The sequence below is a fragment of the Kribbella sp. CCNWLW201 genome (genome assembly GCF_037203805.1).
Classification (GTDB): Bacteria; Actinomycetota; Actinomycetes; order Propionibacteriales; family Kribbellaceae; genus Kribbella.
Genome location: NZ_JBBCBQ010000001.1, coordinates 784,801 through 806,016 on the forward strand (window position 1 = coordinate 784,801; position 21,216 = coordinate 806,016).

At 67.7% G+C, this 21,216-nt stretch carries 22 protein-coding genes and 1 tRNA gene; 12 read left to right on the forward strand and 11 right to left on the reverse strand.

Going from position 1 to position 21,216, the window contains the following annotated elements; genetic code table 11:
• The first annotated feature begins 157 nt into the window (after positions 1-157).
• From V9K99_RS03695 to V9K99_RS03705, 3 genes are read left to right on the forward strand one after another with little or no spacing between them, the layout of a single operon-like run.
• A complete protein-coding gene (locus V9K99_RS03695; protein WP_337010809.1) occupies positions 158-712 on the forward strand; it encodes an RNA polymerase sigma factor in 555 nt (184 codons plus the stop codon).
• A complete protein-coding gene (locus V9K99_RS03700) occupies positions 709-1,620 on the forward strand; it encodes a hypothetical protein (protein ID WP_337010811.1) in 912 nt (303 codons plus the stop codon). Before V9K99_RS03695 ends, V9K99_RS03700 begins: the two co-directional genes overlap by 4 nt.
• A gap of 60 nt (positions 1,621-1,680) precedes the next feature.
• A complete protein-coding gene (locus V9K99_RS03705) occupies positions 1,681-2,568 on the forward strand; it encodes an aminoglycoside phosphotransferase family protein (RefSeq protein WP_337010814.1) in 888 nt (295 codons plus the stop codon).
• 58 nt (positions 2,569-2,626) lie between these two features.
• Here V9K99_RS03705 and V9K99_RS03710 read toward each other — a convergent pair whose 3' ends face one another.
• Together V9K99_RS03710 and V9K99_RS03715 are read right to left on the reverse strand one after the other, a co-directional pair.
• Positions 2,627-3,190: a dihydrofolate reductase family protein gene (locus V9K99_RS03710; protein ID WP_337010816.1), complete on the reverse strand. Its 564-nt coding sequence runs from the start codon at positions 3,188-3,190 to the stop codon at positions 2,627-2,629.
• Between the two features lie 389 nt (positions 3,191-3,579).
• The gene (locus tag V9K99_RS03715) at positions 3,580-3,822 is read right to left on the reverse strand and encodes a hypothetical protein (RefSeq protein WP_337010818.1); all 243 of its coding nucleotides are present in this window, start codon (positions 3,820-3,822) and stop codon (positions 3,580-3,582) included.
• A gap of 405 nt (positions 3,823-4,227) precedes the next feature.
• On the opposite strand from V9K99_RS03715, the gene V9K99_RS03720 reads away from it, so the two are divergent.
• Positions 4,228-4,812 (forward strand): hypothetical protein, encoded by a 585-nt coding sequence (locus V9K99_RS03720; protein ID WP_337010820.1) that lies wholly within the window; start codon positions 4,228-4,230, stop codon positions 4,810-4,812.
• A 203-nt stretch (positions 4,813-5,015) separates the two neighbouring features.
• On the opposite strand, the gene V9K99_RS03725 is transcribed toward V9K99_RS03720, so the two are convergent.
• Positions 5,016-5,104: transfer RNA gene (locus V9K99_RS03725), tRNA-Ser, on the reverse strand.
• 272 nt (positions 5,105-5,376) lie between these two features.
• On the opposite strand from V9K99_RS03725, the gene V9K99_RS03730 reads away from it, so the two are divergent.
• Together V9K99_RS03730 and V9K99_RS03735 are read left to right on the forward strand one after the other, a co-directional pair.
• Positions 5,377-6,612 (forward strand): MFS transporter, encoded by a 1,236-nt coding sequence (locus tag V9K99_RS03730; RefSeq protein ID WP_337010822.1) that lies wholly within the window; start codon positions 5,377-5,379, stop codon positions 6,610-6,612.
• 141 nt (positions 6,613-6,753) lie between these two features.
• Positions 6,754-7,971: an MFS transporter gene (locus V9K99_RS03735; RefSeq protein ID WP_337010824.1), complete on the forward strand. Its 1,218-nt coding sequence runs from the start codon at positions 6,754-6,756 to the stop codon at positions 7,969-7,971.
• A gap of 341 nt (positions 7,972-8,312) precedes the next feature.
• Here the strand turns inward: V9K99_RS03735 and V9K99_RS03740 are convergent, their stop codons facing one another.
• Both V9K99_RS03740 and V9K99_RS03745 read right to left on the reverse strand, forming a co-directional pair.
• A complete protein-coding gene (locus V9K99_RS03740; protein ID WP_337010826.1) occupies positions 8,313-9,155 on the reverse strand; it encodes an alpha/beta fold hydrolase in 843 nt (280 codons plus the stop codon).
• Positions 9,156-9,413: 258 nt separating this feature from the next.
• Positions 9,414-10,418, reverse strand: a complete 1,005-nt coding sequence (locus tag V9K99_RS03745; protein WP_337010828.1) for a helix-turn-helix domain-containing protein — start codon at positions 10,416-10,418, stop codon at positions 9,414-9,416.
• 151 nt (positions 10,419-10,569) lie between these two features.
• On the opposite strand from V9K99_RS03745, the gene V9K99_RS03750 reads away from it, so the two are divergent.
• Positions 10,570-11,049, forward strand: a complete 480-nt coding sequence (locus tag V9K99_RS03750; RefSeq protein WP_337010831.1) for a winged helix-turn-helix transcriptional regulator — start codon at positions 10,570-10,572, stop codon at positions 11,047-11,049.
• A 538-nt stretch (positions 11,050-11,587) separates the two neighbouring features.
• Positions 11,588-12,190 carry a gamma carbonic anhydrase family protein gene (locus tag V9K99_RS03755; protein WP_337336369.1) on the forward strand — a complete coding sequence of 201 codons (603 nt, stop codon included), beginning with the start codon at positions 11,588-11,590 and terminating at the stop codon, positions 12,188-12,190.
• Positions 12,191-12,193: 3 nt separating this feature from the next.
• Here V9K99_RS03755 and V9K99_RS03760 read toward each other — a convergent pair whose 3' ends face one another.
• From V9K99_RS03760 to V9K99_RS03780, 5 genes are all read right to left on the reverse strand, one after another.
• A complete protein-coding gene (locus V9K99_RS03760) occupies positions 12,194-13,057 on the reverse strand; it encodes a sucrase ferredoxin (RefSeq protein WP_337010835.1) in 864 nt (287 codons plus the stop codon).
• A 731-nt stretch (positions 13,058-13,788) separates the two neighbouring features.
• Entirely contained in the window at positions 13,789-15,027 is a 1,239-nt protein-coding gene (locus V9K99_RS03765; protein ID WP_337010837.1) for a cupin domain-containing protein, read from the reverse strand.
• Positions 15,028-15,032: 5 nt separating this feature from the next.
• Positions 15,033-15,560 (reverse strand): BatC protein, encoded by a 528-nt coding sequence (locus V9K99_RS03770; protein WP_337010839.1) that lies wholly within the window; start codon positions 15,558-15,560, stop codon positions 15,033-15,035.
• Between the two features lie 123 nt (positions 15,561-15,683).
• Positions 15,684-16,706 (reverse strand): Rv2231c family pyridoxal phosphate-dependent protein CobC, encoded by a 1,023-nt coding sequence (gene cobC / locus V9K99_RS03775; protein WP_337010841.1) that lies wholly within the window; start codon positions 16,704-16,706, stop codon positions 15,684-15,686.
• A 37-nt stretch (positions 16,707-16,743) separates the two neighbouring features.
• Complete coding sequence (locus tag V9K99_RS03780) at positions 16,744-17,535, reverse strand: carbon-nitrogen hydrolase family protein (protein ID WP_337010843.1); 792 nt, start codon at positions 17,533-17,535, stop codon at positions 16,744-16,746.
• Between the two features lie 43 nt (positions 17,536-17,578).
• On the opposite strand from V9K99_RS03780, the gene mobA reads away from it, so the two are divergent.
• The 3 genes from mobA to V9K99_RS03795 are packed head-to-tail and all read left to right on the forward strand — an operon-like array spanning position 17,579 to position 19,981.
• Positions 17,579-18,124, forward strand: a complete 546-nt coding sequence (gene mobA, locus V9K99_RS03785; RefSeq protein ID WP_337010845.1) for a molybdenum cofactor guanylyltransferase — start codon at positions 17,579-17,581, stop codon at positions 18,122-18,124.
• On the forward strand, positions 18,117-18,986 hold the full coding sequence (locus tag V9K99_RS03790) for a phosphotransferase family protein (RefSeq protein WP_337010847.1): 870 nt from the start codon (positions 18,117-18,119) through the stop codon (positions 18,984-18,986). Before mobA ends, V9K99_RS03790 begins: the two co-directional genes overlap by 8 nt.
• 17 nt (positions 18,987-19,003) lie before the next feature.
• Entirely contained in the window at positions 19,004-19,981 is a 978-nt protein-coding gene (locus tag V9K99_RS03795) for an NAD(P)H-quinone oxidoreductase (protein ID WP_337010849.1), read from the forward strand.
• Between the two features lie 105 nt (positions 19,982-20,086).
• Here the strand turns inward: V9K99_RS03795 and V9K99_RS03800 are convergent, their stop codons facing one another.
• Positions 20,087-20,503 carry a VOC family protein gene (locus tag V9K99_RS03800; RefSeq protein ID WP_337010851.1) on the reverse strand — a complete coding sequence of 139 codons (417 nt, stop codon included), beginning with the start codon at positions 20,501-20,503 and terminating at the stop codon, positions 20,087-20,089.
• A gap of 72 nt (positions 20,504-20,575) precedes the next feature.
• On the opposite strand from V9K99_RS03800, the gene V9K99_RS03805 reads away from it, so the two are divergent.
• Entirely contained in the window at positions 20,576-21,148 is a 573-nt protein-coding gene (locus tag V9K99_RS03805; RefSeq protein WP_337010853.1) for a TetR/AcrR family transcriptional regulator, read from the forward strand.
• Positions 21,149-21,216: the final 68 nt, after the last annotated feature.

Here is a 21,216-nt window from a genome sequence, read left to right on the forward strand (position 1 = left end):
CCCTGCCAGGCGGACCCAGGTCTGGCGCTCGCGACACAGAGAGGGTGAAGGTGGTCAGGGCCGGTCGGGAGGGGTGGATGAGTGTGGCGTCACGGTCATCGCCGGGTCAGGCGGACGTCGAGGGGGCGGCCTTGGCTGGCCTGAGTGACCGTGAGTTGTGGAGCCGTGCGAGCGAAGGGGAGACGCAGGCATTCGGAAGGTTGTTCGACCGGCACGCGAAGCGGTCTACAACTTCCTGTTCCGCCGTACGACGTCCTGGAGCGACGCAGAGGACCTGACGTCCTTGGTGTTCCTGCATGCCTGGCGCCGCCGGGACGAGGTCGTGCTCGTGCACGATTCGGCTCTGCCCTGGCTCCTTCGAACGGCGGACTACGTGGTCCGCAACGAGCGGCGCAGACAGCATTTCCGCTGGGCCACCGTGCTGAAGCATCCTGCAACCGCCGACGAGCCGGATCTCGCCGACGGCGTCGCGTCACGGGTCGACGACGAACGCGAGGCCCGGAAACTGCGCCGGCTGCTGCGCAAGCTCCCCCGGCACGAACGCGAGATCGTCGAGGTCTGCATCTGGGCGGGACTCGACCAGCAGGCCGCCGCCGTCGCGCTCGACATCCCGCTCGGCACCGTGAAATCGCGGCTGGCCCGGGCCCGCAAACACCTCCGCAGCCTCGCAGCCGATGCTGAGACGGGCGATTCCCTGGAGTACCTGTCATGAACGAACTACTCACCCGTCGCCCCGAACGCCCGATGCCACCAGGGCACCACGAGCAGCGCCGCCAGGAGTTGCTCGCCGCGATCGAGGAAGAGACCGAACGTCGCCGGCGCCGCTTCGCCACCCCGCTACTGGCAGCCGCGGCAGTGCTGGCAGTGATCGCCGGCCTCGCCTTCGGAATCCCGGCCCTACGCAACAACGCCCGCCCTCCAGCCACCGGCACCCCCGAGAACAGCCTCGGTCACCCACCGCCCATCCGGACCTTGTCAGCGACAGAGAAGGCCGCCTTCCTCCGGCAGTGCGCGACCGTCTTCAGCAAGCGCGCCAGCGGTAGCCCGAACGGTAACCCGAACTGGTTCACGGGCTACCAGGCGGTCGACGGGTTCGAGTTCACCAAGGTGACCGATCCCGGCCAGACCAAGGCCTGGCTGGTCACGCATTCCGGCCCCGAGGGCCTGCTCTGCGGACGCAACGGAGCCGGAGTGGTCAGCGATGCGGCGCCGGCCAACTACGACGACGGGACGAAGCCGATCCCACTGAGAGCGCCGGTCGAGCCGTTGACACGCAACGCCGGTCAGGCGCTCAATCGCGTGACCCGGGTCACGCACCAGGCAGGCAACGGCCCGGAGATCGACGCCTACCTGCTGCACGGCTACTGGTTCACCCCGACACCCGGCCGGGGCACCCTCCTCCCCGGTGGGCCCCCATACGACCCGTTGACCCCGCTCCTACCGGGCGAAACGGTCCGCGGGTACGACGCCAACGGCAAACTCGTCTACAACTCGGCCAACCAGCCCCCGCCCTGGGGATCCTGCTACATGGATCCGTCGGGCAAGCGCGTCCACATGAACAACGGCGTCAAAACCCCCGGCCCCAAAACCTGCCACCCAACCTACAACTGGCCGGAGTAACCGCGGAGGGTGTACGGGCGCCGATCACGGCAACGTGTTCGCTCGGCTTAGGTTGGCGGTGTGAGCCTCGACATTCCTGAGCAGGTCCGCAAGACGGTCATGGCCGACGGGAACGAATCCTGGCTGGACGAACTGCCGGGCGTGGTCGACTCGCTGGCCCAGGAGTGGTCTCTGATGATCGGGCCCAGCTTCGCGGGCGGTCACGCCGCCCTGGTCGTCGAGGTGACGCTGGTTGACGGAACTCCGGCCGTCCTCAAGATCGGTGTGCCAGGTCGGGACGTCGGGCAGGAGGCCATGGTGCTGCGCCTGGCGAACGGAGGAGGATGCGCCAAGCTGTTGGGCGAAGACTTGAGTCGACGGGCCCTTCTGATGGAGCGCCTTGGGGCTCCGATGTACGACATCGTGGCCGACCCTGCAAGCCGCCACAACTTGCTGTGCGAAGTGGCGGTTCGCCTGTGGCGGCCGATCGGTCCCGACATTGACCTTCCAACCGGCGCGACGTTGGCTGAGCAGTACGCCGATCGGCTGCCAAAACTATGGGAGCAGGCGGGGCGGCCGTGTTCGCCGGCCACCGTGGCGGACGCGCTGAATTGCATGAATCGTCGTCGCCGTGCCCACGACGATCGGTCCGCGGTTCTCGTCCACGGTGACATCCACGAGATGAACGCCCTGCAGGCGAGTGACGGCAGCTACAAGCTCATCGATCCAGCCGGGCTGCGGGCCGAACCGGCGTGCGATCTCGGCACCATCGTGCGTTGCAACCCGGACCTCGGCGATGACCTCTGGGCGCGGGCTGAGCAGCTGGCTTCTCACACGGGCGTGGATGCCACCGCCATCTGGGAATGGGGAACCATCCACCGAGTCGTCAGCGGCGTCTACGCCTGCAGTATCGGCTTTCAACCCTTCGGCGATCTGCTCCTGGCCGAAGCGGATCGCCTCACGGCGTAGTCACCGGATCGTGTGGGCAGGCTGCCACTCCCTCAGGCAAGCAGCAAAGGAATCGCGGTCAACGCGTCTTCTCGTACCTGGTCATGACCACGCCGCCGGGAAACGTCCGCGTCTCCACCAGGTTCAGGTTCACCCAGCTGTCCAGCGCGGTGAAGAACGGTGTGCCGGCGCCCACCAGCACCGGATGGGTGACGATCTCGTACTCGTCGACCAGCCCGGCCCGCATGGCCGCCCCGGCGAGCGTGGCGCCACCGACCCTCATCGGCTCGCCGTCGTCGGCCTTCAGTCGGGTGATCTCCGCAGCAGCGTCGCCGGTGACCAGGCGGGTGTTCCAGTCGACCTTGTCGATCGTCGAGGAGAACACCACCTTCGGCGTGTCCCGCCAGTTCCGCGCGAACTGGATCTGCGCCGGGGTGGCGTCGGGCTGCTGGTCGCCGGTCGGCCAGTGGGAACTCATCTCCTCCCACAGCTTGCGCCCGTACAGCAACAGCCCGATCGCCAACTCCTGGTCGAGCCACCACTGAAACAGCTCGTCGCTCGACCTGCCCCAGCCGATGTCGCCGCCGGGCGCGGCGATGTAGCCGTCCAGGGACAGGTTCATGCCGTAGATCAGTTTCCGCATGGCGCGATGCCTTTCTGTCAGCCCGGCAGCCTCTCCGGCCGCCCGTCACCCCTACTACGAACGCCTCACTCCGGATCCGACAGGTCCTCGCCAGAAATTCTCACGGGCCTTCTCCGTCGACGCCTGTATCCGCAGGTCAGGCTGACGTTCTGGCGGTTCGAGCGGAGGGTGTGGGATTCGAACCCACGATGACGGTCACCCGCCATACCGGTTTCAAGGCCGGATGGCTTGCAGACTAGAAGAGCCCTCTGACCTGCGCAAACTCCGGCGCAGAGCACGTGAGCAGAGTCGCGCGGGCACTATGCGGGCACAGGGCACTGATTTGGCGGCAGAAAGCAGCGACCGGCTCGCCTCGGGTGGATGAGGCGAGCCGGTCGGATCGGCGGGTTTCAGGCGCTCAGGGCGGCTTCAACTCGCTTGCGTGCCACCTCCTCTTGCCCATCTAGGAACTTGGCGTAGACCCTCAGCAGCACATCAACGCTGTGCCCTGCCCAGGCCGCTACTCGGGGCGCTTCCACGCCGCCCGCGAGCCAGGTGGACACGGCAGCATGCCGCAGGTCGTAGGGGCGCTTGGCGAGCTTCGAAGCCGCCGCGTCTTTCTTGCCGAATGCCCGTTCCCGCACCTTTTCCACATCGTTTGGTACGTCACGGCCGGGAGGTCGCCGCCGCGCGTTGCCCAGAACAACCGTCCCTCTGCATCAGTGCCGTACTCCTTCAGGTGCTGATGGAGGAGGGCTGTCAGCGTGGGCGGACACGGCACCGGCCTGACCTCACCAACGGCCCGGTGCTTGAGCTGACGGTGATCCCGGTCTTCCCCGTCGTCGGTCCAGACCGCACCGGCGTACGGGCTGGACTGTTCGAGAAGGATCTCTCCCCAGCCGTTCGCCGGAAGGACCAACTGCGAGCGTCGCGTGTCCCACCTGTCCCATCTCCGGCCTCTCGTGGCCTCTGGCGAATGTCGAGTTGTCGCCTCATGTCGGTGTTAGCGATACGGTCCCCTGAGCAGGTCGACAGTCGCCGGGGCTTGAGGGAGAAGGATGGGTCTGTTCGAGCGCCAGGAGAGGCGCAAGCGTGAGCACGGCAAGTGGTTTGAGGCCAAGGTTGCGCTCGGTGGGGCGGTGATCGGTGCGGTGGTTGTCCTGGTGGGGATTCTCGTCACCCATATTGACGGTGAGCAGCAGCAAACCCTGGCAGTGGCGGAAGATCATTCTGCAGAGGCTCGTGACAGGCGGTCTCAGATCTATCCGGCCTATCTGCATGCGGCTACGGCCTACCGCGATGCGATGCACAGCACGTGGCTCGCAGTCGAGCTTCGAAAGCAGACGGGGGCACCATATGCCACCCTCTCGCCCACGCTGAAGACGTTCGAAGAAGCTCGCCGGGCGTACCAAGACCAGCGAACCCTCCTTGCGATGTACGGCAGCGAACGAGCCTGGGCCGCGCAGACAGACATAGCCGCATCACTCCTACCGGCCTATGGGAAAGTCAAGGTGGAGGCCGATGCGGACTACAACAGGTTCGATCGAGGTTATCGCGCCTTCTTGCGGGAATTCTGCAAGGACGTGAATCCGGAGATCGAGCCGGACTGTCGGCAGGCACAGGCAGTCGTTCCCGCACGGTAGACCACCCCACCCTCTGGTGTTTCAGCTTCTTGAGACGGCTGAAACACCAGGGCAGGACGTTCGCTGACGCGGGCACGATACGGGCACAAACAGCCGCACATGCCCGGTGCTGGCCGGACTCAGTCACTCACGGCCGGACCGGCCCCGGTCCCGGCACGGACGACGTTTCCGCAGGTCAGCGAGCCGTTTGGGGCGAGGTTGAGCGGAGGGTGTGGGATTCGAACCCACGATGACGGTCACCCGCCATACCGGTTTTCAAGACCAGCGCACTCGGCCGCTATGCGAACCCTCCAGGCGATGTGGTCGCCGATCGTCGAGGATAGCGCGGCGGTCTGCGCGGAGCGAACGGGAGTGCGGGGGAGGGGGCCGAACTGTATGGTCTGCGGAGAGGCGGACGGGCCGCCTGGGTTGCGGACGGAGGTGAGCGCAATGTCTCGGTCGTTCGAGGACATGGCACGCACCGTCCGGTCCTCCTGCTGATCGGCAGGAGCTGACCGGACCACCCGCCGGCGTCGGAGCGGCGCCGGTTGTCAGGTTGTTCCGTCATGCCCTCTGGAGTCTCGTATGCGATCCCTCCGTACGTTGCTGCTGCCGCCCGAACTCGGCTCCGACTTCGGCAAGATCTGGCCGGCGTCGATCATCTCGAACCTCGGCGACGGCGCGATGCTTGCCGCCGGCCCGTTGCTGGTCGCCTCGATCACCCGTGAACCGGCCGCGGTCGGCGCGGCCGCGTTCGTCCAGCAGCTGCCGTGGCTGCTGTTCGCCCTGTTCAGCGGTGCGCTCGTCGACCGGCTCGACCGCCGCCTGATGATCGTTGCCGCTGACACCTTTCGCGCGATCGTCCTCGGTGCGCTCGGAATCGCCGTACTGCTGGACACTTCGCCGCTGTGGGCGGTCTACGCCGCCCTCTTCCTGCTCGGTACGGCGGAGACGCTGGCCGACAACGCATCCGGTGCGCTGCTGGTGAGCGCCGTACCCAAGGAGCACCTGGGGAAGGCGAATGCGCGGTTGTTTGCCAGCGGCACGGTGCTGCAGCAGCTCGGTGGTCCACCGATCGGTGCGTTGCTGTTCGCGGTCGGTGCCGGTGTCCCGCTGGTGTTCGACGCCGTCACGTTCGCTGCCGCGGCCGCGCTCATCGCGCGGGTCGCCGTACGTCCGCCGCTTCCGGATTCGGAGCGTACGGCGCTCTGGAGCGAAGTTCGCGAGGGAGTTCGCTGGCTGTGGGCGCACGCGGGTGTGCGGACGCTGGCGTGCTCGATCCTCGTCATGAACATCACCTTCTGTGCTGCCTTCGCGACTTGGGTGCTGTTCGCGCGGGAGCGGCTCGGCCTGAGTGAGACGCAGTTCGGGCTGCTGGTGTCGGTCGGCGCGGTCGGTGGGGTGCTGGGCATGCCGGTGTACCACGTGCTGGAGCCGCGGGTCGGGTCGCTGACCCTGCTGCGGGCCGGACTGGTGATCGAGACGACTGTGCACCTGATCCTCGCGCTGACCCGGAGTCCATGGGTCGCCGGCGCGACGATGGCCGTGTTCGGAGTCCACGCGGTGGTGTGGGGCATTGTGTCGACGACTGCCCGGCAGCTCGCCACTCCGGAGCCACTGATGGGGCGGGTCAACAGTGTGTACCTGCTCGCCTCAGTGGGCGGTGCTGCGATCGGTGCAGGGCTGGGCGGCGTTCTGGCTCAGCGCTACGGACTGGCGGCCCCGTTCGCCATTGCCTTTGTGGCCATGGTGCTGATGACTGCGGTGGCGTGGCGGCCGCTGCGGCACGTGTCGGTACGACCGGTCGTCGCGGCGGACTGAAAAGGACTAGAGGCTCTCGGCCGTGGCTTGCTAGTGTCTTTGGCCGAGAGCCCCAACTGTAGTCAGGGGAACACCCCTGGTGGAGTGGTCTCGTAGCAGCGCTGCGAGTGGGCCGAGTCGATGCGATCGGAGCACTCTGTCATGCCTACAGCCACGTCCCTCGGCCTGCCGAACATCCGCGGCCGCTTCCCACTGCTCGCCGGCCTCGCGATCGACTCGTTCGGTGGCGGCTGTGCCGGACCGCTGCTGCTGCTCTACTTCGTCCGGGTCGCTGAGATTCCCCTCGGTACGGCGGGCACGCTGCTGACCGTGGCGACCTTGTTCTCGATCGCCGCACCGGCCGCAGTCGGTGTGGTGATCGACCGGCTCGGGCCGCGCACTCTGGTGGTTGGTTCTCAGTTCGCACAGGGCTTGGCGTTCACCGGGTTCTTCTTCGGCCGGTCACTGTGGCTGCTGTTCCTGTGTGCACTCGTGACGACGTTCGGTCAGCGGGTGTTCTGGTCGTCGATCTTCAGTCTGCTGTCGGACGTGGCCGACGAAGGCGACCGCGACAGGTGGTTCGGTCTGGGCGGCATGATGCAAGCCGGTGGCTTCGGGCTTGGCGCACTGGCCGCTGGTGCGCTGCTGGCGGCAGGTGGTGAGACTCCGTTCCTGGTCGCGATGGCACTCAACGCAGTGACGTTCTTCCTGGCCGGACTGCTGCTACTGCGGCTGCACCCCTCCCACCACAAGCGTGAGGTGCAGGACACCGGCCCGGCACCACTCCTGCGCAAAGACAAGCCGTTCCTGATCCTCATCGGCGCCAACACCATCCTGGCGCTCTGCACGATGCTCTTCGGTGTCGGAGTCCCCGTGTACGTCGCAGACGCGCTCCCGGCACCCGAGTGGTTGGTCGGGGTCTTGCTGGCCGCGGTGTCCGTCGTACTGGCGACCGGGCAGACCCTGGTAGTGCGGCACACCGAGAAGCGGCGTCGTACCAATGTGCTGATCGTCGCCGGCGTCACGTGGGCCGTGTGGGGAGTGCTGATGGCGTCGCTGCTGCACGTCCCGACCGCACTCGTGGTGCCCGGCCTGATCCTGGCGACGATGGTCTTCGCGTTTGCCGACGTACTGCATGCGGCGACCTCCAACGCGCTCGCTGCTGCTGTCGCACCAGTGGTCGGGCACGGGAAGTACCTGTCCTACTGGCAGTACTCGTTCACCTTCGCGAGCGTGCTGGCACCGGCGTTCTTCGCTCAGCTCTTCGAGGCGCGCCACGAGTTCCCCTGGCTGGCCCTGTCGGCCTTGGCCCTCCTCGCAGCCGCCACGATCCTCACGCTCGACCGCGTTCTCCCGCACTCCACCACCCAACGCCGCTGAGCTCCTGATCCGGCGTGACGCAGCTCGGTGACCCGGGCGATTGACGAGTCAGGATGTGATATCTCAGGACATCGGTGACGATTCAGGGGTCTTGGCGTGGGCCGCGGGGGCGGCCGTTGCCGACGTAAGTCACTCCGGGCGCGGGCCTGGGGGTGCTCGATGAGGATCTCGCCTTCCAGGCCGGCGACGGTGATCTTGTCGCCGGCGGTGATGACGAGGACCTGCTGGAAGCCTCGTCGCCCGTCGACGAGGTCCAGCAGGCCGTCGGATCCGTTGTCGATCGCAGTGGCGATGAGCGCGACATCGGTCGTCGATTCGTGCACTTCTTGGCGGTTGGTCGGTCAGCTGGTGGCACGGGCGGCGTCGACGATCACGTCAGTCACCGCGTCCGGGTCGGAGATCATCGACAGGTGCGGCGCGTCGACCTCGGTGATGTGCGCGCCGGCGCGGTGCGCCATGATTTCCTGCCCCGCCGGTGGCAGCACCTTGTCCGCCGTACCGATGAGGTCCCAGGACGGGATGGTCTTCCACGCCGGAACACCGGCGAGGGTCTCTTCCAGCGTGCTGGCGGTCAGTGGCCGCTGGGTGGCGGCCAGGACGGCGGCCTGCTTGGCCGGGATGCCACCGGCGAACAGGCCCGCGAACTGATCTGGCTTGATGTAGACGTCGGCGTTGATGACGTTTCCGCCGGCGTCGTGGATCGGCACCGCGGTGATCGAGCTGTTCGGGTCCAGGTCGGAGCCGGGCTGTGCGGCGGCGAGCGCGCCGACGCTGTCGCCTTGGTCGGGGATGAAGGCATCCACGTAGACGAGGGCCTTGACGTTGGGGTTGCCGGTGGCAGCGCTGGTGGTCACCATGCCGCCGTAGGAGTGCCCGACGAGCACGACCGGGCCAGGGATGGTGGCCAGCAGATCACGCAGGTACAGCGCATCGGAGGCGAGGCCGCGCAGCGGGTTGGCCACGACATCGACGGTGTATCCGGCGCTCTGCAGTTTTGATGTGACGGCGGACCAGCTCGAGCCGTCAGCCCACGCGCCGTGCACGAGCACGATCGTCGGTTTGAGCGGCTTGTCGTTCTGCAGGGTTTGCGCGCTGCTGCTGGTCGCGGCGCCGATGCCCAGCGCGAGCACGCCGGCGGTGAGAGCCGCGACGGCGACGGGCAGTGACTTCTTCGGTGTACGCATGGCATTTCCTTTGCAGGGTCGTGATCCGCTCAGCAGCCTCGCCGGGCGGGGGTCGGCGCCGAGCTTGGAGAGAAGCTTGAGCAGCGCCGCGTGAACGGCTCGGCGTACGTCCAGAAGGTGGCGTCTGGGCCGCCCGTCGAGGACACCGTCGGTGGTGTCGAAGTCGACGCTAGGGTCCGACGCAGCCGCTCGCGCCGCTGTGCGGGTCATCCTGCACACCGTGCAGATACCTGTGCACGGATGATCCACCGAGACGGACTACTCCGTCGGCGCGATCAGGGTCGAGAGGCCCGTGGCGCCTACCGGATCACGGTCCGCCAGGGTTCGCCACTCGCGCGGCGAGAGCCCGTACGCCGCACGGAAGACGCGGCCGAAGCTGGACGGATCGGTGAATCCCCAACGCCGGGCGATCGTTGCTATCGTCAACGATCGCAACCCGGGCCGGGCGAGGTCTTCGCGGCATCGCTCCAGCCGCTGACTGCGGATCCAGTCACCGAGCGAGATCCCGCCCGCGGCGAGGACGTTGTAGAGGTGCCGGACCGAGATGTGGTGCTCGGCCGCGATCTCGCCGGGGTGCAGCCCGGGGTCGCCCAGACGGGCGCGGACGTACTCGAGGATCCGCAACCGCAATGTCGCGTGCAGTGGTTCCTTCCCCTGTGCGGTGGCATCCACGTGGGTGGTGATGAGCGCACGGACCAGTTCGACACTCGGCTGACTCACCGCGTCGGCCGCCGGATGGGTGTAAATGTCCGGGCGGCTCGCCAGCCGATACAGATAGGTGGCGACCAGGTCGGCGATCGGATGCCCGGGGCTGAGAGTCGTGGCGCAGATCTGCCTGATCGCGTCGTGCGGCAGACCCAGGGCAGCGATGGGGATCCGGAAGAAGTGCTGGCGGATGCCGTCGGAATCGACGAGCGTGTACGGCGCGGTCGAGTCGTAGATGACCAGATCGCGTGGTTTGAGGACCGCTTCCCGGCCACCCTGGACGACCAGGCTTGAACCGGCCAGTTGAAGACCGAGGAAGATGCTCGGCGCAAGCTCGTCCCGGGCCAGGGCAGGGGTCCGCTCCACACTGAGCGCGTTCGAGCGGACCGAACACACCGTCAGCTGTCCGAGCTGACTGATGGCGCCGTAGGCAGCCGCCGGCCCGGCCTCGGCCGGGAAATCGATCTCGACCCGGACCTTCGCGCTCCCGATCGTCTCCCGCACCACCTCAGCCCGATCGGCGACAGGCACGCTTCGCGTATCAAGAATGTCTGTCATCCCGCCCACCTTCGATCCGCGGCACCAGCTCACGACCATCCGCCCAGGCGGCCGTCGCTGCGACGCCGCGGCAGTCTGGCTGACTTCTGTTTACCTAAGTCAGAGTACGGTCCAGACTATTGTCCACGCAAGTCAGCCCTACACTCGAGACATGACAGATCTGCTCAGCCACCGGGAGACCTGGTCGATGGCCAACTGCTCGGTCGCCGCCTCGATCGACGTCGTCGGCACTCGTTCGGCGATCCTGGTCCTGCGGGAGGCGATCTTCGGCACCCGCCGATTCGAGGACTTCGTCCACCGAGTCGGGATCGGCGAGCCCGCGGCGGCAGCCCGGCTCAAGGAACTGACCGCCGCCGGGCTGCTGGAGCGGGTGCCCTACCAGGAGCCCGGTCAGCGGACCCGGCACGAATACCAATTGACCGCCAAGGGAATGGACTTCCAGCCCGTTGTCTATGCCCTGCTTCAATGGGGTTCGAAGTGGGAGACCGACGAGGCGGGCCCGCCCCTGCGTGCGACCCACCGCGCCTGCGGCGCAGCCGTCGGAGTCCGCATCCGTTGCGACGCGGGCCACGATGTGGATCCGGGTGACGTCGCAATCGAGCCAGGCCCGGGCCTGATCACAGTTTCCTGACTTCGCATCCCAGGGCGCCTGTGGACAACTGCAGGACGTGACGAGCGCCGATCCTCAGATTCGCGCTGCGACCATGTGCGAAGCGGGCCGGCGGCACGCCCGGTCGCGCGCATCATTGCGCGTCTGAGTTTCCTGGTGTCGCGATACGGACACGGGGATCAACAGACTCGTTCTTCGGCACCGGCGCGGTCGACCGAGCCAGGCCCTCACCCGCGCCGCCGACTCACCGAAGTGTCACCACCAAGATCCCCGAAAGTGTCACCGATGTCCTGATGCAGAACTGTCACCGATGTCCTGCGTCATGACAATTGACGGGTCAGGATTCGTTGCGCTTGATCGAACATCTGTTCTAATGTTTTCCTCGTTCGCGGTTCTCCAACACCCGGATCGCCCGGGCGACCGAACCTCCCACCTCCGATGTGGACGGCCGCCGGGCACCGCCGCCCGGGCAGGTGAGGGCCCGGGCAGTGGAGATCCGCAGGCAGAACAGGTAGAGCTGACGAGGACGAGGTGATGCTCAACGAAGGGACAGCGCTGAATGCTGCTCGAACACCGCGGCCGACGACCGGTCGTGCCTGAATCCGCTTATGTCGCACCATCGGCAGTGCTCTGCGGCGCCGTCGTACTGGCTGAAGGCAGCCGGGTCCTGCACGGTGCTGTGCTGACCGCGGAGAACGGCGAGATCCGTCTCGGTACGAACAGTGTGGTGATGGAGAACGCCCTGGTGCGCGGCCGGGCCGACCATCCCGCTCTGCTCGGCGACGCGGTCCTGGTAGGTCCCCATGCACACGTGAACGGCGCCACGGTCGAGGACGAGGTCTTCATCGCCACGGGCGCCGCGTTGTTCCCCGGTTCGGTCGCCGGCGCGGGCGCGGAACTCCGGATCAACAGCGTGCTGCACGTGAACTCGCGCCTGGAACCCGGCGCGATCCTCCCGATCGGGTGGATCGCGGTCGGCGATCCGGCTCAGCTCTTCTCGCCCGACCGGCACGAGGAGCTCTGGCAGATCCAGCGCGACCTGGACTTCCCCGGCACCGTGTACGGCGTCCCGCGCGGCACCCCCATGCGCGACATCATGTCCCGCCAATCCACCTTCTACGGCGCCCACCTGAACGACCGCCAACTACCCGACCCCGAGTAGCCCTCAGTCGGTCGTCAGCCCCTCCAACCGAAACCGGCGAACCTGAGCCGGCGCAGTCCCCGCACAGGTCAGCCGCGCGTCGACGGTGTCGAGATGCACCGACAGCTCAACGCTGACGCGCACGCTACCCGCGAGAGCGGCGCCGGTCGCTGACGCTGCCCTGGTGGTTGGTGCTGCCCCGGCCGTGGGCGCCTCGCTAGGCGTGGGCGCTTCGCCGGTGGTTGGCGCTGCCCCGAGCATGGGCGCTTCGCTAGGCGTGGGCGCTACCCCGGTGGTTGGCGCTGGTCCGGGCGTGGGCGCTTCGCCAGGCGTGGGCGCTTCGCCAGGCGTTGGTGCTTCGCCGGGTGGCGGCGAGGCGTCGGTCGGGGCGATGGTGTTGGTCGGGGTGGTGTTGGTGGCTAGGTCGATTTGCCAGTGGTTGTTGGGGAGTTGATGGACGGACGTTGGAAGGAGGTTGTCTAGGGCCAGGGAGTGGCCAGCGGCTCGGGCGTAGTGCTGGGCTGCTTGGACTGGTGGGATGAACGCGCCTGATCCGCGGAGGAGGTCAGGCACGACAAGGCCTTCGTCGTAGTGCTTGGCGAGCTCGACGGCGCGGGACGCTGGGACGTGCCCGTAGAACAGGCCATGCGGCAGTACGACGACGTTCGCCGCGAACCGGTCACCGCCGACGTGACTGCACTCCCACGTTCGCTCGGGATAAGCAGCCGCCAACGCGGCCGCCACCGGTCGCCCACGTACGGCGCAACACGCGTCGTGCCGTCCGTGCGTGCACACCAGGTACACCGGCTCATGGCTGATCTCGCCCGGATCCGACCCGCTGAGCACCTCAAGCAGATGCTCGTCCGACGGCAGCACACCCCATCGCACGGACTCACGCCCCGGCCGGCAATCCACCAGGCCCCATCGCCGCGGCGCCGACCGATCGATCCGCCCATACCGCCGAATCAACACAGGCCGATACCCCAACTGGGCGCACAACCGCGCAACCTCAGCCCCCAGCACAACCTGAGCCGCAGCCGACACCCTGCCGGGGGAAGCCGCCTCCACCGTCCCAGGCGGCCCACCGGCGCCCACCGCCTCCGCCAGGTCGCGTGTGGCCGGTGCGCCGCTTGAGCCGGAGCTGACGGGCGCGCCCAGGGCACCCGGTGCCGCGCGCGTGTCGCCCGAGCCGGAGCTGACGGACGGGCCCTGGGCACCCGATGCCGCGCGCGTGCTGCCGGAGCCGGAGCTGACGGGTTGGCCCGGGGGACCCGGTGCTGTGGGCGTGCTGCGGGCGTCGGTGCTTGAGGCTGGGTTTGGGGTGGTGGAGTGGCGGAGGGTGGTTAGGGCGTTGCGGGGCCAGGGGGTTCGGGATTCGATCAGGAGCCAGCGTTCGGCGGGTGGGGCGGTGGCGACCAGCGAGTCTCCGCGCCGGTCGGCCAGCGCCGCACAGCCCGTCTCCGCCAGGTACCTCTCAGCCACAACGCCCGCCTGCCTCACATCGCAACACCAGAGCCGCGCTCCTGCGCACTACGACAGCACACCGGAAGCGCGCAGCAACCAGCGGCATCTCGTTCACGTACGTCAGCCTACTGTTGCCTGCCGCAACCAATCCATGGCTAGGAAGTGGTCGTGACGAGGACGGCCTCGGTGAGGAGGCGGCGAATCAGGACCAGTTGATCTTGTTCGTCGAGACCCGGAAGGTCGCCGACCTTGTGATCGCCGCCGGAACAGACCGCAGCGACAGCGTCAGCGGTCATCGCAGGCAACGTGATCCGACGATCGGGGAGCTGAAGGACCACAGGGTCACCCGGGACGACACGGCAACGAAGGCCGGTCCTGAGGCGCACCGTCGTACCAACTGCCAAGGACTCGATTGACGCGGCGTGAGCCAAGGGCGCCAACGGCGCCGGACGCGTGCTGGACCAGGTACGACGACGCAGGCGCGCAGCCAGCTCGTCAGGTGTTGCGGACTGGATCTGCTTGATGAAGAGGTCAGCCACCTTCGGCAGCACCTCACTGACCTGCGCAGGGTCACCAGCATCGAAGCCGAGCGGCAGGGCAGCACGCAACGCGGCCTGGTCCGCAGCGAGCGCGGCGAGCTCCTGCACGAACAGATAGCGCGTCATCGTGTGCAGTCCGACTGTCAGGTGCGCACTGACCCCTCCCAGCGCCTTCGCCGAGTGCAGGAAGCCCCGCGGCACGTACAGCGCGTCCCCCGGCCGCAGTACGTCGTCGATCACCGGAGCCCTGTCCCGCGCCGCAGCCGCGACCGCAGCAGAGTGGTCGGTCCACGGCTGGTTGCGCAGCGGATCCACGTGCACCGGCTCGTGCACGGTCCAGTGCTTCTCGCCTGCCACCTGGAGTACGAACACGTCGTGTACGTCGTAGTGCGCCGAGAACCCCTGTGACTCGGCCGGCGTGATGTACGCGTTGATCTGCACCGGCTGACCCGCGTCTACCGACAACTGCGTGGCAAAGTCGACCAGAGCCGGCCAATTGCGGTGCAGCGCCTGCAGTACGACGGTGTGCCCGCTAGCAAAGAGTGCAGCCACCTTGTCGTCGCGCACCTGGTCCGCGATCTCCGCACCGACCCCGCCCGACCCGGTGAACTGCCCGTCGCCGACAACCGTTCCGTTCTTCGCGATGCGCAGGAACGGCGTACGGAGACCGCGACGGGACAAGAGCTCGTCCGCGGCCTCCAGGCTGAACAGATCGTCGTACGGCGCCGGCAGGTCCGGGCCGTGCGACAGCAGAGCCCTCGCACCCCAGTAGGAGCGCGCGAACTCGTCCAGGTCACCCGCTACACAGCGCCGGAGAGCCGGGCGCTCGTCCGACAGAGGCCCAGCCCCCGGCACCGTCCTCACCAGCTTCCGGAGCTCCCGCTGGCCCCACTGTCGGCGCCACCATCTGCCCCGCCGTCGGTCGCGTTCTGGTCGGCGCCGCCGTCAGCAGGTCCCTCGGACGCAGCACCGCCATCGGCACCTCCGTCAGCGCCGCCATCACTCACACCTCCCGACGCGCCGCCGTCAGCAAGTCCCTCGGACGCAGCACCACCGTCGGCACCTCCGTCAGCGCCGCCGTCACTCACACCTTCGGACGCGCCACCGTCCGCGGGCCCTTCGCCGGCGCCAGGCTGGCCCGCGCTGCCGTCCGCACCACCGTCGGTCGCGCCCAGACTGGCACCCCCGTCAGCAGGTCCCTCGTCACCCGAGCCGTACTCGCCGGCCGTCGTGTCGTTGCCCTCGCTCGAGGAACCGCCGGCTGAGCCTCCGTACTCGCCGGCGCCGCCGTCGGCACCGCCATCCGTCGCACCCGCGGTCGCGCCGCCGTCCGCCAGACCCTCGTCACCTTCGGACGAGGTCGACATGTCGTCGTTGTTCAGACTCATCGTGTTGCTCCCTTCGCACCTGGCCGCGAGAGTGCCGGGACTTGGAGCGGGCACCCTGCGAACCATCCTGTGCGCAAAGTGAGGACGGACTAAACCCCGCCAGGGTTACAGCGACGACTCGGTTCAACCGCGAAGATCGCGCCACACCTTCACGAAGGACTCGGTGATCTCTTCCGGCCGTACGGCGATCCGCAGCCAATCCGGCCCGAGACCGGGGAAGGTGTCACCCCGGCGAACGGCGTATCCACGCTCCCGCAGGGATTCCCGCAGTACGGCGGCACCCTCGACGTGCACCAGCACGAACGGACCGCGCGGCACCCCGAACGTCGAGACAGAACCTCGCAACGCGTCCACCAGATAGGCACGTTGCCGGTCGATGTCGAGCGCAGCCCGGGCCGCCTCGGCGACGGCGTGCTCGTTGCTGCAGGCAATTGCCGCGGCCAGCGCAGGAGTGGACACCGGCCAGTGTGGCTGAACTGCTGCCAGTTGCTCGATGAGTCCCGGCGCGGCGAGCACGTACCCAACCCGCAGGCCGGCCAGGCCCCACGTCTTGGTCAGGCTGCGGATCACAACCAGCCCCGGGATCGACGCGCCGGCGAGGGACTCCGGTTCGCCTGGTACTGCGTCCATGAACGCCTCGTCGACGACCAGGATCCGGTCGGGTCGCGCCAGTTCGCGCAGGTCGTCGGCACGGTGCAGCACCGACGTCGGGTTGGTCGGGTTGCCGATGACGACGAGGTCCGCGTCGGCCGGTACGGCGCCCGGATCGAGCACGAACCCGTCCTCCGGCCGCAGGATCACCCGGTCCACCACATGCCCGGCCGACCGCAGCGCCGCCTCGGGCTCGGTGAACTGCGGATGCACCACCACCGCATGCCGCGGCCGGAACGCCCGCGCGATCAGCACGAACGCCTCCGCCGCCCCAGCCGTCAGCAGCACCCTGTCCGGCGCCACCCGGTGCCGCGCGGCGACCGCCGCGAGCGCCGCGTCCTGCCGCGGGTACGACGCGAGGTCGCTCAGACTGCCCGTGATCTCGTCGACCAACCAGGCCGGCGGAGTCTCGGCCCTGACGTTGACCGCCAGATCGACCAGCCCACCTCCGACCTCGAGGTCACCGTGATGCTCCAGATCAAACCCATCGCGCACCCCAGGACAGTAACCGCTCCGGACCTCAACTCGCCCACTACAGCGGTGTGACCTTGTACCGGCGATTCTTCAGGGACGGGTTCCGATGACGTACGTCGGCCAACCGATCCGCGGACAATTCCGCGAAGGCCTGCCCGTCGGATTCGCCGGCGGACGCGATCGCGATGCCTTGGGGGTCGATGATCTGGCTCAGACCGCAGTACTTCTTGCCATTCTGGGCGGCGGCCGCGACGTAGCAGGTGTTCTCGACGGCCCGCGCGGTCAACAGCGTGGTCCAGTGGTGTTCTTTCAGCGGTCCTCGCACCCAGGCAGCCGGTACGACGAGAACCTCGGCGCCGGCGTCGACGAGAGCACGGGACAGCTCCGGAAAGCGCAGGTCGTAGCAGGTCATCAGCCCGAACGAGAGCCCGCCGACCTTGACGACGACCGGCGCGACGTCACCCGACGTCAGCTGATCGGACTCCTTGTAGCCAAAGGCGTCGTACAGATGGATCTTCCGGTAGGCACCCAGCAGCGAGCCGTCCGCACCGACTGCCAGCAACGTGTTGTACGGACGGTGCTGGTCGCAGCTGCGTTCGAACATCCCCGCCACGATCGCGACGCGGTGCTCGACTGCACTCTTGCGCAGCGTGGCGACGAAGTCCCCGTCCAGCGCCTCCGCGGCCTCTGCGACCGACCCGCCCTCGACCGCGAAGTCGGACCTGATCGCTTCCGGCAGTACGACGAGGTCCGGCCGCTCCCGCGCCGCGTCGGCGACGACCCGCGTCACCAGGTCGCGGTTGGCGGCCTTGTCGTAGCTGCTGGCGGTCTGCACTACGGCGATCTTCACGATTCCATGGTGCCGCATCAGGCCGCACGACACCTGGGACACTATGACAGTGGAGTACGACGCGCTGGTGCTGGCCGGGGGTGGGTCGACCCGGTTCGGCGGGGTGGACAAGGCCATGCTGGTGCTCGAGGGCGTCACCATGCTCGACCGGGTGCTGACAGCAACGGAAGACGCGACGGCCACCGTCGTGGTCGGCCCGGTCCGCACCACGATCCGCCCGGTCGAATGGACTGTCGAGGATCCACCCTCCGGCGGCCCGATGGCAGGAATCGCGGCCGGACTCGCCCACGGCAATGCCCCCGTGGTCGTCGTACTCAGCTGCGACCTCCCCTGGTTGACGAAGGACAACATCACCACCCTGCTCAACGGCCTCGGCGACCACGACGGCCACGGCCTTCGCGACACGGACGGCCATGAGCAACACCTCGCCACGGCCTACCGCCGTACGGCGCTCGCGAAAGCCGTCCAGCAACTCGGCGACCCCCGGGACAAGCCGGTACGACGCTCCCTCGCCGGCCTCGACCTCACCTGGTCCGCACCAACCCGAGCCGGCCACGACGTCGACACCTGGGCAGACCTGGATGACTGATGCCATCCGGGCGACCCTCGAGCGCGAGTTCCCGGACAGCGAGATCGTCCCGCGGACCGGCGGCCAACTGAACACCGTCTTCGAAATACGCCGTACCGCCGAGACCCTGATCGTGAAGGTCTACACACCGGAGTCGGCCTGGAAACAAGCCAAGGAAGTCCACGTCTACGGTCTGCTCGAGGCACAACTGGCCGATGCCGTCCCAAGAGTCATCCACGTCGGCGGCACCTTCACCGTTCTGACGAAGCTGGACGGCGTACCACTGTCCGAGACCGATCCGCCCGACTGGCGAGCGACGTACGAGCAACTCGGGCAACTCCTGAAGGCGATCCATCGCATCGAGCAACCAGCTTACGGCTATCTCACCGACGAGATCCTCGATCCGTTGCCGGACAACACGCAGTACATGCGGCGCCAATTCGCCAACAAACTAAGGGAATTCGAGGACCTGCAAGGCGATCCCGTACTGCACGAAGGCATCCAGAGGTACGTCGAGAAACACGCAGCACTCCTGGAATCCAACAAGACGCCGACCCTGTGTCACAACGATTTCCACGAGGGCAACGTGCTGGTGGATCCGGCGACCTGGCGCGTGACCGGGTTCATCGATGTCGAGAACGCGATCGCCGCCGACCCACTGATGGACCTCGCCAAAACGCAGTCCTACTCCATCCGCGGGAACGACGAGAAGCTGCAAGGCCTCGCAGACGGGTACGGCGAGCTGCCGGCGGACTGGCGTGAACGGACCACTCTTTACCGGCTCTACCACTCGCTTGAACTATGGGACTGGTTCGCGTCGATAGGCACCACCATTCACCTCGACGGCATCGCCCGAGACATGGCAGAGACCCTCGATTGCTAGCGGGTACCGTGTGCTGCATGCGAGCTGTCGTGTGTGAGGGTGCCGGCGGGATCGACGTTCTGACGATCGGTGAGGTCGAGGATCCGAAACCGGCCGTCGACGAGGTCGTCATCGACGTGGTCGCCGCGGGCGTGAACCGGGCTGACCTGCTGCAGCGACAGGGGCACTATCCACCGCCGCCCGGCGCACCGGGGACGATCGGGCTCGAGGTGTCCGGCACGATCTCCGCGGTCGGCGCCGAGGTCGAGGACTGGTCCGTCGGTGACGAGTGCTGCGCGCTGCTAGCCGGTGGCGGGTACGCCGAGAAGGTCGTCGTACCGGCGCCGCAGGTGATGCCGGTGCCGGACGGGCTCGACCTGGTCAGCGCGGCGGCGCTACCCGAGGTGGTCGCGACCGTGTGGTCGAACGTGTTCATGACCGCGCACCTCAAGGAGGGCGAGACGCTGCTCGTCCACGGCGGCGCGTCGGGGATCGGGACGATGGCGATTCAGCTCGCCGTCGCGCACGGCGCGCGGGTGCTGTGCACGGTCGGCAGCACGGACAAGATGGAGTTCTGCACCAGGCTCGGCGCGGATGTCGCGATCAACTACAAGGAAGCCGAGTGGGCCTCGGTGGTGAAGGAAGCCACCGGCAAGGCGGGCGCCGACGTCATCCTGGACATCATCGGCGCGAAGTACCTGACCGACAATGTGAAGTCCCTCGCGTACGACGGCCGCCTGGTGGTGATCGGGTTGCAGGGCGGGGTCAAGGGCGAGCTGGACCTGGGCCGGCTGATGAGCCGCCGGGGCTCTATCACCGGCACCGGCCTGCGGTACCGGTCGGTCGAGGACAAGGGCCGCATCCTCGCTGAGGTGGTCGGCCACGTCTGGCCGCTGGTCGCGGAGAAGAAGGTGCGGCCGATCATCCACACCACCTTCCCCCTCGACCAGGTCGCCCGAGCCCACGAGACCCTCGAGCAGTCCGCCCAAACCGGCAAGGTCCTTCTCACCGTCTGAGGTACCTAAGGACGGGTAGTGTCGGGCCGGACGGCCTCAGCTCGAGGCGTTTCACGCCGGACACGTCCCGCCGCATCCGACCACTACCCGTCGTTCGGTACCGGTTCACGTCGCCGGCAGGTTGGCGGCCAGCCAGTCCGGGTCGGGCGCGACGAGCTGGATGACGTCCAGCCAGGTGCCCTCGGGGTCGCGGACGAAGAAGTGGCGCTGGCCGAAGACTTCGGTGACGACCTCGGTCTCGAGCTTCACACCCGCGTCGGTCAACGACTGCGCGACCTTGTCTGCGTCCTCGACGACGAAGCCGAACACGTTCGTGCTCTCGGTCAGCTGACTCACCGCGGCCGGGATCGTCTCGTGGCCGCGCTGGCAGATGGCGATCTCCCAGTCCGCCTCGCCGCGACGCAACGTGAGGAACCAGCCGAGGTCGAGCGTGAGCTGCAGATCGAGGTGCTGTTGGTAGAAGGCGGCGACCTCCGCGGGTCGGTCGGTGACGACGGTGGCGCCGAAGGCTGCGGGTTGCATACGTTCTCCTGACTACTACATCTGTCGTTGTTGTGTACGACAGTTGTAGTGGAATCTGCTAGTCTTGTCAACATGCCCCGGAATCCGGAACGCCGTACCCAACTCGCAGACGCCGGCCTTGCCGTCCTCGCAGAGGCGGGCGCCCGCGGCCTGACCCACCGAGCCGTCGATGCCGCGGCCGGTCTCCCCGCCGGTACGGCGTCCAACTACTTCCGCACCCGCGACGCACTGCTCGGCGCGCTCGGCGAGCGGATCTTCGAGCGACTCGCTCCCGACGAAGCCGTTATCGAGCCGCTGTCCAAGCGCGAGCCGAGCGTCGACCTGATGGTCGACTACGTCCGATACATCGTCGAGCGACTACTCGGCCGGCCCGAGCTTTCGCTTGCCCTGCTCGAACTTCGCCTCGAGGCAGCGCGCCGACCCGAGCTGCACGAGATCCTCTCCCGCACGATCAGGCAGGGATTCGACGCCGACGTCGCATTCAACTCCAACGCCGGCCTGCCGGGCGGCGCCGAAGAGATCCGCCTCCTCCATTTCGCCATCGACGGCCTGATCCTCGACCAACTCACCCCCGGCACCGGCCGCCCGTACGACGTCGACAAGACCACCGACCGCCTCGTCCGCCGCCTGGTGCGCGAGGAGTAATTGCCCACTGAGAATCCGAGCGGGCAACCCCCGACCTCAGGGGCCAACGTTGACCGGAGCATACTCGG